A 12,222-nucleotide genomic window follows, 5' to 3' on the forward strand; every position below is an offset into this window, starting at 1 on the left:
CTCATATCCCTTTGGCTTTCTGTTGGGTCTGCACCACCAGGGCGGTGCCCTGGGGCGCCTGCGCGGCATTGAGGCAGAGGCCGACGCTGTTCTGCAGCAGCACCGGCACATTGCGGATCGAGGTCTGGGTCGCCGCGCTCACCCAGCGAATCGAGACACAGGGTGAATAGGCGCCGGGCGTGAAGGGACAGCCGATGATGGGATGGATGTCGGTCTGCAACAGCATGGGCGCGCCATCCACCAGCGCCTCGGTGTTGCTGGTGATCAACTGGGCCGTTCCACCGTGGGGGCACATCACTGTGCTGCTGGTGGTGAGGATCGGGATCATGTCGGCGGCACCCCGAAACTCATGGCGCCATTGACCAGGCTGACTCCGGCCAGGCCGACCTTGATCAGGCCGTTGTTCAGCGAAATGGTCTCGTTGCTCAGGCGGATCTCGCAGGCGCCGCAGGTGATGATGATTTCGCTGGCGGTGAGCGTGATGGTCTTGGCGATCATCTCGTCGCCATGGCTGATGCGGACCTCGTTGGCCTCGTCATCCAGTACCACCTTGTGGCCCTGCTCGGAGACGATGACGCGCACACCGGCGCCCTTGGGCTCGGGGCGTTGGCCCTGGGCCCACCAGGCGCCCGACCAGATGGGGTTGTCCAGGTTGCCTGCCTCGAACTCGATCCAGACGCCCGAGCCCACCTTTGGCAGCAGCACCATGCCGTGGCCGTCTCCGGCGAATGGCGCGGCCGGCAAGGCCCAGCCGCACGGGTGTTCGCCGAGCACGCCGGGCACCGTGGCGCGGATGCGGCATTGGTCGTTGGGGTCGTCGATGTCGGTGACGGTACCTCGGTACTTGCCGAAGTAGCGCCTGACCGCGTGCTCGACCAGCCGTTCGACCGTGTGTTCCAGGAGTTGGTCCATTCAGAAGATCCCCACGCTTGCCGAAATCGAAAGTTGCAGACCGCCGCCAAGGGCCTCGGCCACCGCCGCGCCGGACACTTCGGAAACCGAATCGGCCTTGGCTTCGATTTCCTGGGTGTAGAGCGACGGCGTGATGCGGTGGACCACCTTGGTGAGCAGGTAGTCGCCGCTGTAGGGCGTCGCGCCGGCGTCGAGGCGCACCTTGCGATAGGGGCTCAGCACTGCGCCGTAGCAGCCCGGTATCACCTGGCTGGAAAGATGGAAGACGTAGCCGTTGCGCCGTGCCCGTGCGGTGGCGGCGGCAGTCGGGTCCTCGCTCGTGGCTTCGGCCGGGGGCAGCAGTCGCCGGGGGGTAAGGTCCACGGGCAGCGCCGGCAGGCTGCGCATCAGGCCGAGGTCGGCGGCGCTGGTCTCGAAGTGGGTCACGCCCTGGTCATCCACCCGTAACACCTGGGCAATGGTGCGCTCACCACCTTCTGGGGCCTGGGTGACGCTGGCGTTGGCCAGGTTGCGGCCGTTGCCGATCATGACCAGTGGCGGCAGGTCCGCCGCGTCGGTCGGGTCGGCGAGGAAGCAGCCGATGCTGGCACCGCGTGTGTCGCCGGGCAGGACATAGGCGTGGCGATCGTTGGCCGTCGCCAATTCGCGCAGGAACTGCAGCACGGTACCGCGTCGGGTCGTGGTTTCGGGCGTTGCCTCGGTGCTGTCAATGCGCGTATCGGCAAGCTGGGTGAAGCGGCCGAACAGCTCTTGGGCAATGTCACTGGCACTGCGATGTTCGAATGGCGGTTCGGTTTCCTCGTCGCGGTTGAGGAAGGCGCTGTCGTCCCGCACCACCAGCGTTGCGGTACTGCGGCCCGGTTGCGAATCGAGCGCGGCATCGATGCTCGTCAGTGGCCCGTCGATCAGGGGCGCGAAGCGTCCATTGCCGATGTCCAGTTCGACCCGCACGCGGGAGAAGGGCTCGCTGGTTTCTCCCGGCCAGTGCAGCCAGGCGCCGTTGGCGTCCAGGCATAGGACCATGCGCAGACGGGCTTCCCAGAACGCGTCCATCTCCTGGGTGACCTCGATCTCCTCGATCCGGCGCAATTGGTCTTCGTCGGCGGCGGTGTCGCCAAACCAGACGCGGAAGCGTTGCTCGGCCATGCTCAGCTCCTGGGCACCTGCAGGGTGTCGCCGGGGTTCTCTACCAGGCTGCGGCTGTCCAGGGCGCTGTTGGCATCGGCCACGTGCCAGAACTGCGTGGCATCGCCGCCGCCAGCGTGGGCCAGCAGGTCGAGGCGATCACCGGCCTCGACCATCCGGGGCTCACCGCCGACGGGTGTCAGTCGGCGCAGTTTGAGGGCGAGTACTTTCTCGCCGGTTGATGTGCTGATTTCCACCGTGGCGACGCGGGCGTAGCGGGAGTTGGGCAGGAACATGACGGGCTCCTTCGATACCGCGACCAGGGGGCGGCAGGCACTAGATGGGGATCAGCTCGACGATCTGTTCAGCGGTGTTGGCCAGGTTGGCGATGGCCTGGGCTTCCTTGGCAAGGGTCGAGTACTCCAGGGCGCCCTTGGCCAGCACGTCGTCCGAGCAGTCGTCGACGGCGATGACGCTGAGGGTGATATCCACCTCGGCACGGGTCGGGTTGAGCAGCGCGTCGTACTCCAGTTCGGTGATGCCCATGGAGTCGATGGTCACCGGAAGCACGCGGGTCAGGCCCCAGATGAACAGGATGCGCGGATACTTCTCGCGCGGAATCGGCTGGGCCGGGGCGTCGTCGCCACCACCGCCGAGGGCATCGCCGATGGCGTCCAGGGCGGCGCCGATCAGGCCGGCCAGCTTGGCGCTGGGCAATACCATCTTCTCCAGTGCCGCCAGTTGTGGACCGATGCCGAACAGTTCCGCCAGTACCTTGCCTTCATCGAGCATGTTGGCGGCGCTGAAGTGCGCCTTGAAGGTGATCTTCTCGAAGGTCTTCTCCCCGGCCTGGGCGGTTTCGCGCTGGGTAGCGCCGGTGGGGCGCGGTGGAATCTCCAGGGTGCGGGTGAGGGACTCGGGATTGAACTGGAAGATCACCACATTGGGGATTGGGCCGATCAGGTCGGTGCCGTATTCGATCAGTGCGCCGCGAAGAAGGCTCATGGACGCTCTCCAGTGAGGCTCTGGGCTATCTGTCTGGCGATGCCGGTAGCCAGGTCACTCGCTTGGGCCGTGGCGCTGCTGGCGAGGTGTCCGGCATCCAGCTGCCGATGATTGCCGGTGTGCAGATGGCGCCCGGCCAGGGCTTCGGCCAGGGCCGGGCCCAGCGCGTGGGCAGCCGCTTCGGCAATCTCCGGCGGGATGCCGCGCAGGTCGAGTTCGAGGGACTCTATTCGCAGCTGTCTGCTCATGGCGCTCTCCGGAGACCTAGCGACGGGTTCGGTGGGTGGCGGCCAGGGCGGCATAAGGGCCGAACTGGTCGAGGCTGTTGGCGCGGTCCAGCTTGTCGTACTCGCGCTGCAGCGCACGTACGACGGCGGGCATGTCCAGACGCCTGGGCGCCCCCTCGGCGGCGCTTTGCAGGCAGGCGTTGAACACCACGCCGCGAATGTGGCCGCCGGCCAGGGCGAAGCGCTGGGCGAGGAAGTCGAAGTCCAGGCTGCTGGCGTCGACGCTCGCTGGAATGACGCTGCGCCAGATGCGCAAGCGTTCTTCGACGCCGGGGAGGGGGAACTCGATCACGATGCGAAGGCGGCGAAGGAAGGCTTCGTCCAGGTCCTTGCGCCGGTTGGTGGCGAGTATCGCCAGACCCTTGAAGCGTTCCATGCGCTCCAGCAGGTAGCTGATCTCCAGGTTGGCGTAGCGGTCATGGGCGTCCTTGACCTCGGTGCGCTTGCCGAACAGTGCATCGGCCTCGTCGAAGAACAGGATCAGGTCGGCCGAGTCAGCGGCATCGAACAGCCGGCGCAGGTTTTTCTCGGTCTCGCCGATGTACTTGTTGACCACCTGGGACAGGTCGATGCGATACAGCGGCAAGCTCAATTCGGCGGCAATGGCTTCGGCTGCCATGGTCTTGCCGGTGCCCGGTGGTCCGGCGAAAAGGGCGCTGAGGCCTCCTTCGTTCCAGGCGCGTGCGGTACCCCAGTCGAAATGCACACGGGTCAGGTTGTGCATGGCCGTGACCAGTTCATCGACCTGCGCCGCCTGGGCGGCCGGGAGCATCAGTTCGTCCCGGCTGAAGCGCGGCACGACCGGCTGGGCCAGAGCGCCGAGGTCGAGGTCGGCCCGTGCGGCGGTGAAGAGCTCGCTGGCGCTGGGGAGGCGGCCAAGGCTGGCAAGTTCGCCGGCGACCCGCTCGATGGCGGTGCGCTCGTAGCGGAAGCGCCGCGCGAGCTCGGGCAGCAACGGCGCCAACCCGGTATCCGGAAACAGTCCACGCCAGTAGTCCAGCCGCTGCCCATAGTCCGCTGGCGGCACCTCCAGCGCCGGTAGCGTTTCACCGAGGCCGTGCAGGGCACTGCGCTCATGGGCACCGATGAATACCAGCAGTGGCAGGCCGGGCAGCGGCGGCGGTTCAAGGCCACCATCGTGGGCCGTCGGGTCGACCAGCAGTTTCGCCGGCAGATACAGCGCACTTCCGCGCAGCCACGCGCAGCTCATTGCCGAGGCCAGGTGCTCGCGGGGCAGGCAGGTGCTGGGGTGAAGGGTTTCAACACCCGCCAGGGCCGTGCAGGCGGCGGCGGTTTCCGCCAGCGGTGCTCCGGCGGCGCCAAGTAGCGGCAGTAACTGCACGCCGCGGTTGGCGGTGAGCGCGGCGCGGACGCGGGCGGCAGCTGGCTCCATGGCTGCCGCCAGAGGCACGGCGGCTACCGGTTGCAGTGACGCCGGTGGGGCACTGGCGGGGAACAGCAGTTCGCGGGCCACCAGCGCCGGCACGAACAGGGGACTGTTCCAGTCATGGGGTTGTGCCGTGGCCATCAGGCCATGGCGCAGCAACGGGTGCGATGGGTCGAAGCAGCGCAACAGCTCATCCGGCTCGTCCCACAGACGTTGAGCCAGGGCGAGATTGGGGCTGGTGCGCGAGAGGTCATTGAGGCAGCTGGCGATCACCGGGCCGGCGGCGCTATCGACGCCCGGGAGCAGGGCGAGGGCGAGCACGAAGCGCTCCACCGGGGCCAGTTCCAGTTGCTGTGCAACCCAGCCGAAGGAGCCGCGCGGCGGGGCGGTTTCATCCGCTGGGGCCAGCGTGGCGATGCGCTCGTCGAGGTACCGAGCGGTGACGTCCTCGGCGAAGAACCTGCGCTTGTCGTGCTCGTAGCGCAACAGGTCGAGGGCTGCCAGCGCGGCGTCCACCGGGGCCGGCAGAACACCTTCGGCAGCACCCTGCTGGGCGCGCTCGCGCCACAGCCAGCAGACTTCCCGGCGCAGGCGCAGAGTGACCTGGGACAGCCAGTGGCGGGCCTGGATGTCCGTGCCATGGACGCCAGGAAGGAAGGCCACCGGCTCGGCCAGTGTCCGGGCGGCGAAAGGATTGTTCATGGCACCACCACCCTGGGGCTGGCCTTGGCCTGCTGGTTGTTCACCCGCAGGATCACCCGGTAGCTACCAGAAGCGACCGCAGCCGCCGCGCCGGGAATCACCAGGCTCTGTTGGTCGGTCGCCGTGGCGGCGGCGTCGAACAGGTGCACGGTCACGCCGTCGCTCTCGCGGTAGAAGAGGACCATCAGGTCATCGCTGTCGGTACCCAGCAGCGTGCCCTGCAGGTGCAGGTCGCCGGCCACCAGTGCGGCGCTGTCCAGTGTTGGCAACAGGCGTGCCGCGAGCAGGTTGCTGGAACGGGTGCGGGCCGGTGACAGGCGCCGGCGTACGATCAGCGGCATTTCCCCCGCCGACAGGGTGGTACCCGAGGCGATGGGCGTGCCCGGGCTGCCTTCGGCGCTCACCAGCAGCCGCTGCGGTTCGCGTTCAAGCACGTTGAGCTGGACGTCGCCCAGCAGCACTTCGAGATTGCTCGGGTTGAGGTCTTCACCGTACAGGGTGAGGGTGGCGCCGGCTTCGAAGCGCGCGGGTTCGACCCGGTCCAGGCGTGCGCCCAGGGATGGCATCACGGCCACTTGTACGCCTTCGAGTCCGATCAGCGTCTCGGGCGTGGTGCTGTAGTCCACGCCCACCAGGAGGGCCGCGCGCGGCAGACTGGCGGGCACGATCATCACCGGCCGCACCTGGAACGCGACGGAAAGGCGGTAGCGTTCTTCGGCACCTTGCATGGTCTTGGCCAGCAGGTCGGCACCGGATTCGTCGAAGCTCAACTTGAGTGGTTCCGGGTTGTGTTCCAGTGCCTGGCGAACGTCCAGCGCTACAAGCGAATCAAGGGGCAGGAACGCGAGTTCGTGCAGGGCCGCCATACCGCGTCCGAGCAGGTCATGGGCAGCGGCGGTATCGCTGCTTTCACCAATGTCGAACGCAGTGAGCAGGAACTTCAGCACCAACCACAGCGGCGGTGGTTCGCCATCGCGCAGGGAAAGGTTGCGCAGCTGTGGGTCGAAGGCGGTTTCGTAGAGGAAGAGATTGAGCTTCTCGTTGGAATCGTTTTTCGCCGCGTCTTCGGGCTTGCCGATGGACACGTCGAATCCGCGCCGGATCAGGTGATCCTGCAGCAGGCGCGTGACGGCGCCGATGGCTTTGCCGGAGTCCGCGAGGGCCATGGTCAGAGTCTCCGCAGGGCGCGGCGCGACAGGCCACTTCGGCCGGGGGCGGTGGGTGTGGCCGATGGCTGGTTACGCACAGGCTGCGTGGCAGGGCGCGCCACGGTCTGCGGGGCTGGTGCCTCGACTCGCAAGTGAATCGCGCCGATAGAAATTTCCACGGACTCTTCCATGGAGCGTCCGGGCGCCTCGGGCTGGATTTCTGGTATCGCCGGTTCGGCTGCGGAGATGGGGGCGCCAAAGGCGCTGGACGAGGGGACTATCGTGGCGGCATTGGCCACCGGCGCGGGCATGGAGCCCGGCTGGGCCCGTGTGGTGGCGTGTTCCGGATGCGGGGGCGAAGGTTGGCCCTCCGATTTCTGCGGCGGCCGGGCACCGTGTCGGGAAGGCTGCTCCAGGGGCGCGGCCAATTGCGGATCGGCCGCTATCCAGCGCAGGGCGGCCTGCACCGGGTCATTGACAGAAGACGGGCGCCCCTGATGTTCGTGCTCTTCGATGTTCTGTGGCAGGGGCGATTCGGGCGTGTGCTGGCGCAGTGCAAGGTCGTGAAGCTGCGCCGTGTTGCCCGGCCGGGGTGTTTCATCCGGTCGACCAGGCTCACGGGCAAGGTCTACCCGCATGGGCTGTGACGCCGGGGCCTCGGGGGTGGGTACCCGTGTGTCCGGGATCGCTGTGCGCAAAGCCTGCGAGGTGAAGGGCCGGGAGACCGGTGTGCTCGGCGCAGCCGGCACCGTCGCGTCTGCACCCAGCTCCAGAGGTGCTTCGAAAGTGGGTGTGCCCGCCGGGGAGAACAGGCCGCTGGCGCGCATCAGGGCGGCGAAGTAATCGCTCATCTCGAAGCCTCGATCAGGGCCAGGTACTGGGCACGGCGCGCCGGGGTCAGCGCCAGGACCTGGGCTTCGCTCCAGCCGTAACGGGAAGCGAGGTCATGCACGTCGCGCAGCAGGGCCCGTTGGCGTGCGTTGAGACGGGCCAGGGCGGCGTCATCGAGGTCGATGGGCACTTCGCTGTCCGCACCGCATGCCGGGCAGTTGCAACCCACGGCCAGGGCCACCAGCGGGTCTGCCTCGGCAATGGCCGCGGATAGTTGCGCTTCGTCCTCAGGGCGCACCTGTCCTGCCAGCAACAGGCTGTCGAGCATCAGCCGTCGCGCCACGTCCGGCGTGCCGGGTCGCGCTTGTCGCCAGTTGCGCAGGTCTTCGCCTGTGGGACGACGCAAGGTGACCTGGCTGTCCGGGCCCAGGCTCACCTGGATCGGCCCTTCGGCCTCGGCAGTGCCCAGCAATGGCGCCAGCTGGAGTTCGAACTCGAACACCTCGTTGCAGGCCGGGCACCGGGCGCTGAAGGGCAGGCTATGCACGCCGTCGGTGGCGGCCACCAGGCGCAGCAGCGCGGCGCTGCGCCGGCTAACCGGCTGCGCCCACCAGAACCCGATGTCGGTTCCACTGGCGCACTGGGTCAGCAGCGCTGTGACCAGACCTGGACGGTCGCGGTCGGCGAAATCGAGGTCCAGGTCCGCGAGTTCGCCGAAGGGCCGCATCGAGATGCGCGAGGGGAGTTGATGCATGGCTCAGGTCACCCCGCCAGGACAGGTTCCGTAGGTTCGGAGACCTCAGGATCACGCTCCCAACCTTCGTTCTCCAGCTTCAGGGTCTGGATCGCGATGGCGTTGGCGTTGGCGTCGAGGTCAGGCAGCGCCTGGAACTCCGAAACCCAGCAGCGATAGATCTTGTAGGCCAACACTACCTGCCCGGCTTCGTTGTAGACCTCCAGGATCAGGTCCTTGCGAAAGTCCTTCAGGCTGACCTCTGCGCCGAGCCCGGTGCCGACGTGCCAGACCTTGTTGGCCCATGCCTCGAACTCCAGGTCATGGGTGACGCCGCGCTCCAGGGTGATGGCTTCGTACTTGGTTCGCCCCGGGGATTTGCGCGAGGTGGACGGGTCACCGCCTTCACGGTGCTCGACCACTTCGGTGGTGCGCTTGAGCGCACCGACCTTGCTGACGCCCGCGACGTATCGGCCATCCCATTTGATGCGGAATTTGAAGTTCTTGTAGGGATCGAAACGATGGGTGTTGACGGCGAACTGGGCCATGATCCGACTCCCTTTATTGCAGATCGCCGGCGATCTGCTGGATGGTGAGGACGACGAACTCCGCCGGTTTCAGAGGGGCGAAGCCGACCTGGATGTTGACGATGCCGAGGTTGCGGTCGGCCTGGGTGGTGGTTTCCTTGTCGCATTTGACGAAGAAGGCTTCCTGGGGCGTCTTGCCCTGGAAGGCGCCCTGACGGAACAGACCGTTCATGAAGGCGCCCAGGTTCAGGCGGATCTGCGCCCACAGCGGCTCGTCGTTCGGTTCGAAGACTACCCACTGGGTACCGCGATAAAGGCTTTCTTCGAGGAACAGGGCGAGGCGGCGAATGGGGATGTACTTGTATTCGTCCGCCTGGGCGTCGGCGCCCTTCATGGTGCGTGCTCCCCAGGAAACCCGTCCGTAGGCGGGGAAGCTGCGCAGCACATTGACCCCGAGCGGGTTGATCTGGCCGTTCTCCAGGTCGTTGACCGGCAGGGCCAGGTCGAGCACGCCATTGAGTACGGCATCGGTGCCGGCGGGAGCTTTCCAGACGCCACGGGTGGCATCGGTACGCGCATAGACTCCGGCCAGGGTGCCGGAGGGGGCCATCGCTCGTGGCCGCAGGCCGTCCAGTGGGTCGACAAGGCGCACGGCGGGGAAGTAGGTGGCGGCGTTGCGCGACTGCGAAGCGGCGTTGGTCCAGGTGCCGATGTTGGCCAGCGTGCGATTGGACGGTGCGTCGACGATGTAGAAGGCGCGCCGCGCTTCGCACAGGGCGGTGGCCGCAGGTATTACCCCGGCCTCCTGGCCAGCTGTCATGTCGAAGGTTTCCGGGATGGCCAGGATGTTGAAGAGGTCCACGTCCAACAGGGCATAGATCCCGGTCTTGGCCGACTCGTTGCCCACAAGCTCGAGTGCTCCGCCGCGAGCGCCATCGGTCCCGGTTGCGGCGGGCGCGAGGTTGCTGACCACGGCCGGACGATGCTCGGCGGCGCCGGTGAACTCACGGCCGAGGTTGGCGAGCCCCAGGTGGAGGGTCGCGGTAAGGCCTCCGAAGGCACCTCCCGCAATGGTCACACTGGAGGATTCGCCGGCGGTCAGGGACTCCAGGCTCAGGTGGTCGTTGCCGGTTTCGCCGTCTGCGCCGGTCTCGGACGCCTGGAGCTCGGCGGCCAGGCCAGCGGCAACGATGGCGTCATTGGTGGAAGTCACCAGGTCGCCGATGTTGGCCCAGGGTGCATCTTGCAGGGTCAGCAGGAAGGGAGTGGTGCCATTGAGCGTTCCGCCGATGGTGGAATTCGCCGGATCGAGAGGGAAGGTGGTGAGTTCGGCGCTGACCGCGCGACCGGCTTCGGCGAAGGTCAGGCCGCCCGTACGGGCGACGCGGATCAGTGCGGACGCGTTGTTGATTACCGAAATGGCGTATTGCGCGGAGTTGGAGTCGAGACTGAGGTTGCGATGGGTCTCTACCGGCACCAGGGTGGCGCCGTCCGCCTGCAACTGCGAGACCACCAGATTGAAGTCGCTGTCCGGGTTGCGCACGCCGGTGTGCACCACGCTGAGCCGCAGGCCGTTGCCCCAGGCACCGGGGCTGGCGGCGCTGACTTCCAGAACAGGGTCGCCGGCGCTGTTCTCCAGTACCCAGGAACTGGTGGCGTGACCGACCGCCACACGCACGATCAAGGCCTGGGTGCCTCCGTTGAGGAAGAATTGGCGGACGCCGTAGGACAGTGGGCTATCGCGGTCGAGGCCGCCATAGCCGCGCTCGAAATCGGCGAAGCTGGTGATAGCCACGGCCTTGTCGGGCACGCCCTTGCGCGTATAGCCGACGAAGGCGGCGATGGAGGTCGCAACACCCGTGATGGTGCGTACCCCGCTGGCCTTTTCGACGATGTAGACACCGGGATAGCTGACTTGGACCATGACGCCGACTCCTTTTGCGCTGTGCAGGGGACCCAGCCAGGGAGGCGCCTGGCGGTGTCCCTGGTGGACTCTTGGGTGACTCGGTTCGACTGCGCGGGGCAGGGGGTGATGCTGCCGTTGGCAGGGCTGCTGGGCAGCGAAGCACGGAAGGGCAAAGGGAGGGGGCCGCTACCTGTTCGAGCGTGCTCGATAATCCAGGCACAAGGCTACCGCCACTCGCCTTCAACAAGTTGGGCGAAAGTTTGTGTGTTGGAACTTGTGTACTAACTTGGGATCACAATTCCATGTGCATTAATTGATGGCAGAGTGCCTTCAATGAGTGCTGTCCAATGACAGGAAGTCAGGATAGTTCGCCGTCTAACGCGCACAATCTCTGCGCGCGTCCAGCTAATACTTTCCGACAAGCGGAGAGGGCGGCGGCATGACCATTAGTCGGCCGGCGGTTTTGTCTTGCGGCAGGAATTTGCGCGTGGAACTAGCGTCATGGTGAGGTTCATTCACGCCAGGGACAGCCATGAGCAAGGACGCACTTCTCCCCGAAATTGCCTGGTATCTCCTGCAGTGCAAATCGCGTCAGGATGAGCGTGCGCGGGAGCATCTGTTACGTCAGGGATTCGACTGCTTCTGCCCGGTCCTCGAGGTGGAAAGTCTCAAGGGTGGCAGGCTGCGGCGGCTCACCCAACCGATGTTTCCCGGTTATCTGTTCGTCCATCTCCGTGCCCAGGACAATTGGGTCGCACTGCGCTGTACGCGAGGAGTGGCAAGGGTCGTGAGCTTTTCAAGCAGCCCTGCGCGGGTGCCTGACAGCATCATCGAACACCTCCGGCAACGCTGCGCCAACGCGGGAGGAATTACGGCCCTGCATGCTGGCGACAGCGTCCAGGTTCGGGTCGGGCCCTACGCGGAGATGGATGCGATATTCCTGGCCATGGATGGGGATCAACGCGTGAGGCTCTTGTTGAACATCCTGAATCGCAAGCAACAAGTCAGTATTCCGATATCCCATCTCGTGGCTTGATAAATACATTTGTATTCATTTTTTTAATGTTGTTGGTCTGGTTCTTTGGGGGTTGTTTAAATATTTATGAGTTTTTTAAAATTTCGATTTAAAAGTTTTTCCGAATGCTGGTGATGTTCGTAACATGTTGTGGGTTCTGGCGGAATTCTCAATTCTTCACAGAACTTGATGGGGTGTTGAGGTTCTGCTTCGGAATCGGTGTGTGAAAGTCCAGCCGAACAAGTCCATTTGGTTCGCTAGCGTTATTCCTGCCGTTGTTCTTCGTCACCGATGTATTGAAACAGAGCCTGGATATCCTGTTCGCCCAATTGCAGGTTGGGCATGGCGACCTGGTTGTATTGGCGGAAGAGTTCGACCGCCAGCGGGTCCTTTTCGGCGAGCATGCGGTCTGGCTCCTTGAGCCAGCGGGCCAGCCATTGAGCGTCGCGCTGGTGAGTCACGCCGAGCCGGTCCGGGCCGACGCTGCGCAAGGCACCCAGTTCGCCGTCCTGCGGGCCGAGGGTGTGACAGGCGCTGCATCGGGTGCGGAACAGTTGCTCGCCGTTGGAGGGTCAAGGAGTTGGATGAGGCCGACAGGAAGGCCGACCAGGGATAGGGCCCGTGCAGGAGTGAATTGATTCGCG

At 65.6% G+C, this 12,222-nt stretch carries 13 protein-coding genes and 1 pseudogene; 1 reads left to right on the forward strand and 13 read right to left on the reverse strand.

The window, feature by feature from the left end:
- Nucleotide 1: 1 nt before the first annotated feature.
- The 12 genes from D6Z43_RS27165 to D6Z43_RS27220 are packed head-to-tail and all read right to left on the reverse strand — an operon-like array spanning nt 2 to nt 10,581.
- Nucleotides 2-328 (reverse strand): hypothetical protein, encoded by a 327-nt coding sequence (locus tag D6Z43_RS27165; protein ID WP_120655070.1) that lies wholly within the window; start codon nt 326-328, stop codon nt 2-4.
- Nucleotides 325-912, reverse strand: coding sequence for a phage baseplate assembly protein V (locus tag D6Z43_RS27170; protein WP_120655071.1), 588 nt, complete (start codon nt 910-912; stop codon nt 325-327). The genes D6Z43_RS27165 and D6Z43_RS27170 overlap by 4 nt, the downstream gene beginning before the upstream one ends.
- A complete protein-coding gene (locus D6Z43_RS27175) occupies nt 913-2,058 on the reverse strand; it encodes a hypothetical protein (protein WP_120655072.1) in 1,146 nt (381 codons plus the stop codon).
- Nucleotides 2,059-2,060: 2 nt separating this feature from the next.
- Entirely contained in the window at nt 2,061-2,333 is a 273-nt protein-coding gene (locus D6Z43_RS27180) for a hypothetical protein (protein ID WP_120655073.1), read from the reverse strand.
- Between the two features lie 40 nt (nt 2,334-2,373).
- Nucleotides 2,374-3,042, reverse strand: coding sequence for a hypothetical protein (locus D6Z43_RS27185; protein ID WP_120655074.1), 669 nt, complete (start codon nt 3,040-3,042; stop codon nt 2,374-2,376).
- Entirely contained in the window at nt 3,039-3,290 is a 252-nt protein-coding gene (locus D6Z43_RS27190; protein WP_120655075.1) for a hypothetical protein, read from the reverse strand. The genes D6Z43_RS27185 and D6Z43_RS27190 overlap by 4 nt, the downstream gene beginning before the upstream one ends.
- 16 nt (nt 3,291-3,306) lie before the next feature.
- A complete protein-coding gene (locus D6Z43_RS27195) occupies nt 3,307-5,418 on the reverse strand; it encodes an ATP-binding protein (RefSeq protein ID WP_120655076.1) in 2,112 nt (703 codons plus the stop codon).
- A complete protein-coding gene (locus D6Z43_RS27200) occupies nt 5,415-6,584 on the reverse strand; it encodes a Pvc16 family protein (RefSeq protein ID WP_120655077.1) in 1,170 nt (389 codons plus the stop codon). The genes D6Z43_RS27195 and D6Z43_RS27200 overlap by 4 nt, the downstream gene beginning before the upstream one ends.
- A 2-nt stretch (nt 6,585-6,586) precedes the next feature.
- The gene (locus D6Z43_RS27205) at nt 6,587-7,417 is read right to left on the reverse strand and encodes a hypothetical protein (protein WP_120655078.1); all 831 of its coding nucleotides are present in this window, start codon (nt 7,415-7,417) and stop codon (nt 6,587-6,589) included.
- Nucleotides 7,414-8,151, reverse strand: coding sequence for a hypothetical protein (locus D6Z43_RS27210; protein WP_120655079.1), 738 nt, complete (start codon nt 8,149-8,151; stop codon nt 7,414-7,416). The genes D6Z43_RS27205 and D6Z43_RS27210 overlap by 4 nt, the downstream gene beginning before the upstream one ends.
- Nucleotides 8,152-8,159: 8 nt before the next feature.
- The gene (locus D6Z43_RS27215) at nt 8,160-8,678 is read right to left on the reverse strand and encodes a phage tail protein (RefSeq protein WP_120655080.1); all 519 of its coding nucleotides are present in this window, start codon (nt 8,676-8,678) and stop codon (nt 8,160-8,162) included.
- 13 nt (nt 8,679-8,691) lie between these two features.
- The gene (locus D6Z43_RS27220) at nt 8,692-10,581 is read right to left on the reverse strand and encodes a phage tail sheath C-terminal domain-containing protein (RefSeq protein WP_120655081.1); all 1,890 of its coding nucleotides are present in this window, start codon (nt 10,579-10,581) and stop codon (nt 8,692-8,694) included.
- 514 nt (nt 10,582-11,095) lie between these two features.
- Between D6Z43_RS27220 and rfaH the strand changes: the two genes are divergently transcribed.
- Entirely contained in the window at nt 11,096-11,599 is a 504-nt protein-coding gene (rfaH, locus tag D6Z43_RS27225) for a transcription/translation regulatory transformer protein RfaH (RefSeq protein WP_120655082.1), read from the forward strand.
- A 242-nt stretch (nt 11,600-11,841) separates the two neighbouring features.
- Here the strand turns inward: rfaH and D6Z43_RS27230 are convergent.
- Nucleotides 11,842-12,135 (reverse strand): annotated as a pseudogene (locus tag D6Z43_RS27230) (c-type cytochrome); the annotation flags it as partial.
- Nucleotides 12,136-12,222 lie beyond the last annotated feature (87 nt).

This window comes from Pseudomonas sp. DY-1 (assembly GCF_003626975.1).
Lineage (GTDB): Bacteria > Pseudomonadota > Gammaproteobacteria > Pseudomonadales > Pseudomonadaceae > Metapseudomonas.

Excerpts from the sequence above, each read along its gene's own strand:
- D6Z43_RS27165 (WP_120655070.1), bottom strand. The coding sequence starts at position 328 with ATGATCCCGATCCTCACCACCAGCAGCACAGTGATGTGCCCCCACGGT.
- D6Z43_RS27170 (WP_120655071.1), bottom strand. The coding sequence starts at position 912 with ATGGACCAACTCCTGGAACACACGGTCGAACGGCTGGTCGAGCACGCG.
- D6Z43_RS27175 (WP_120655072.1), bottom strand. The coding sequence starts at position 2,058 with ATGGCCGAGCAACGCTTCCGCGTCTGGTTTGGCGACACCGCCGCCGAC.
- D6Z43_RS27180 (WP_120655073.1), bottom strand. The coding sequence starts at position 2,333 with ATGTTCCTGCCCAACTCCCGCTACGCCCGCGTCGCCACGGTGGAAATC.
- D6Z43_RS27185 (WP_120655074.1), bottom strand. The coding sequence starts at position 3,042 with ATGAGCCTTCTTCGCGGCGCACTGATCGAATACGGCACCGACCTGATC.
- D6Z43_RS27190 (WP_120655075.1), bottom strand. The coding sequence starts at position 3,290 with ATGAGCAGACAGCTGCGAATAGAGTCCCTCGAACTCGACCTGCGCGGC.
- D6Z43_RS27195 (WP_120655076.1), bottom strand. The coding sequence starts at position 5,418 with ATGAACAATCCTTTCGCCGCCCGGACACTGGCCGAGCCGGTGGCCTTC.
- D6Z43_RS27200 (WP_120655077.1), bottom strand. The coding sequence starts at position 6,584 with ATGGCCCTCGCGGACTCCGGCAAAGCCATCGGCGCCGTCACGCGCCTG.
- D6Z43_RS27205 (WP_120655078.1), bottom strand. The coding sequence starts at position 7,417 with ATGAGCGATTACTTCGCCGCCCTGATGCGCGCCAGCGGCCTGTTCTCC.
- D6Z43_RS27210 (WP_120655079.1), bottom strand. The coding sequence starts at position 8,151 with ATGCATCAACTCCCCTCGCGCATCTCGATGCGGCCCTTCGGCGAACTC.
- D6Z43_RS27215 (WP_120655080.1), bottom strand. The coding sequence starts at position 8,678 with ATGGCCCAGTTCGCCGTCAACACCCATCGTTTCGATCCCTACAAGAAC.
- D6Z43_RS27220 (WP_120655081.1), bottom strand. The coding sequence starts at position 10,581 with ATGGTCCAAGTCAGCTATCCCGGTGTCTACATCGTCGAAAAGGCCAGC.
- rfaH (WP_120655082.1), top strand. The coding sequence starts at position 11,096 with ATGAGCAAGGACGCACTTCTCCCCGAAATTGCCTGGTATCTCCTGCAG.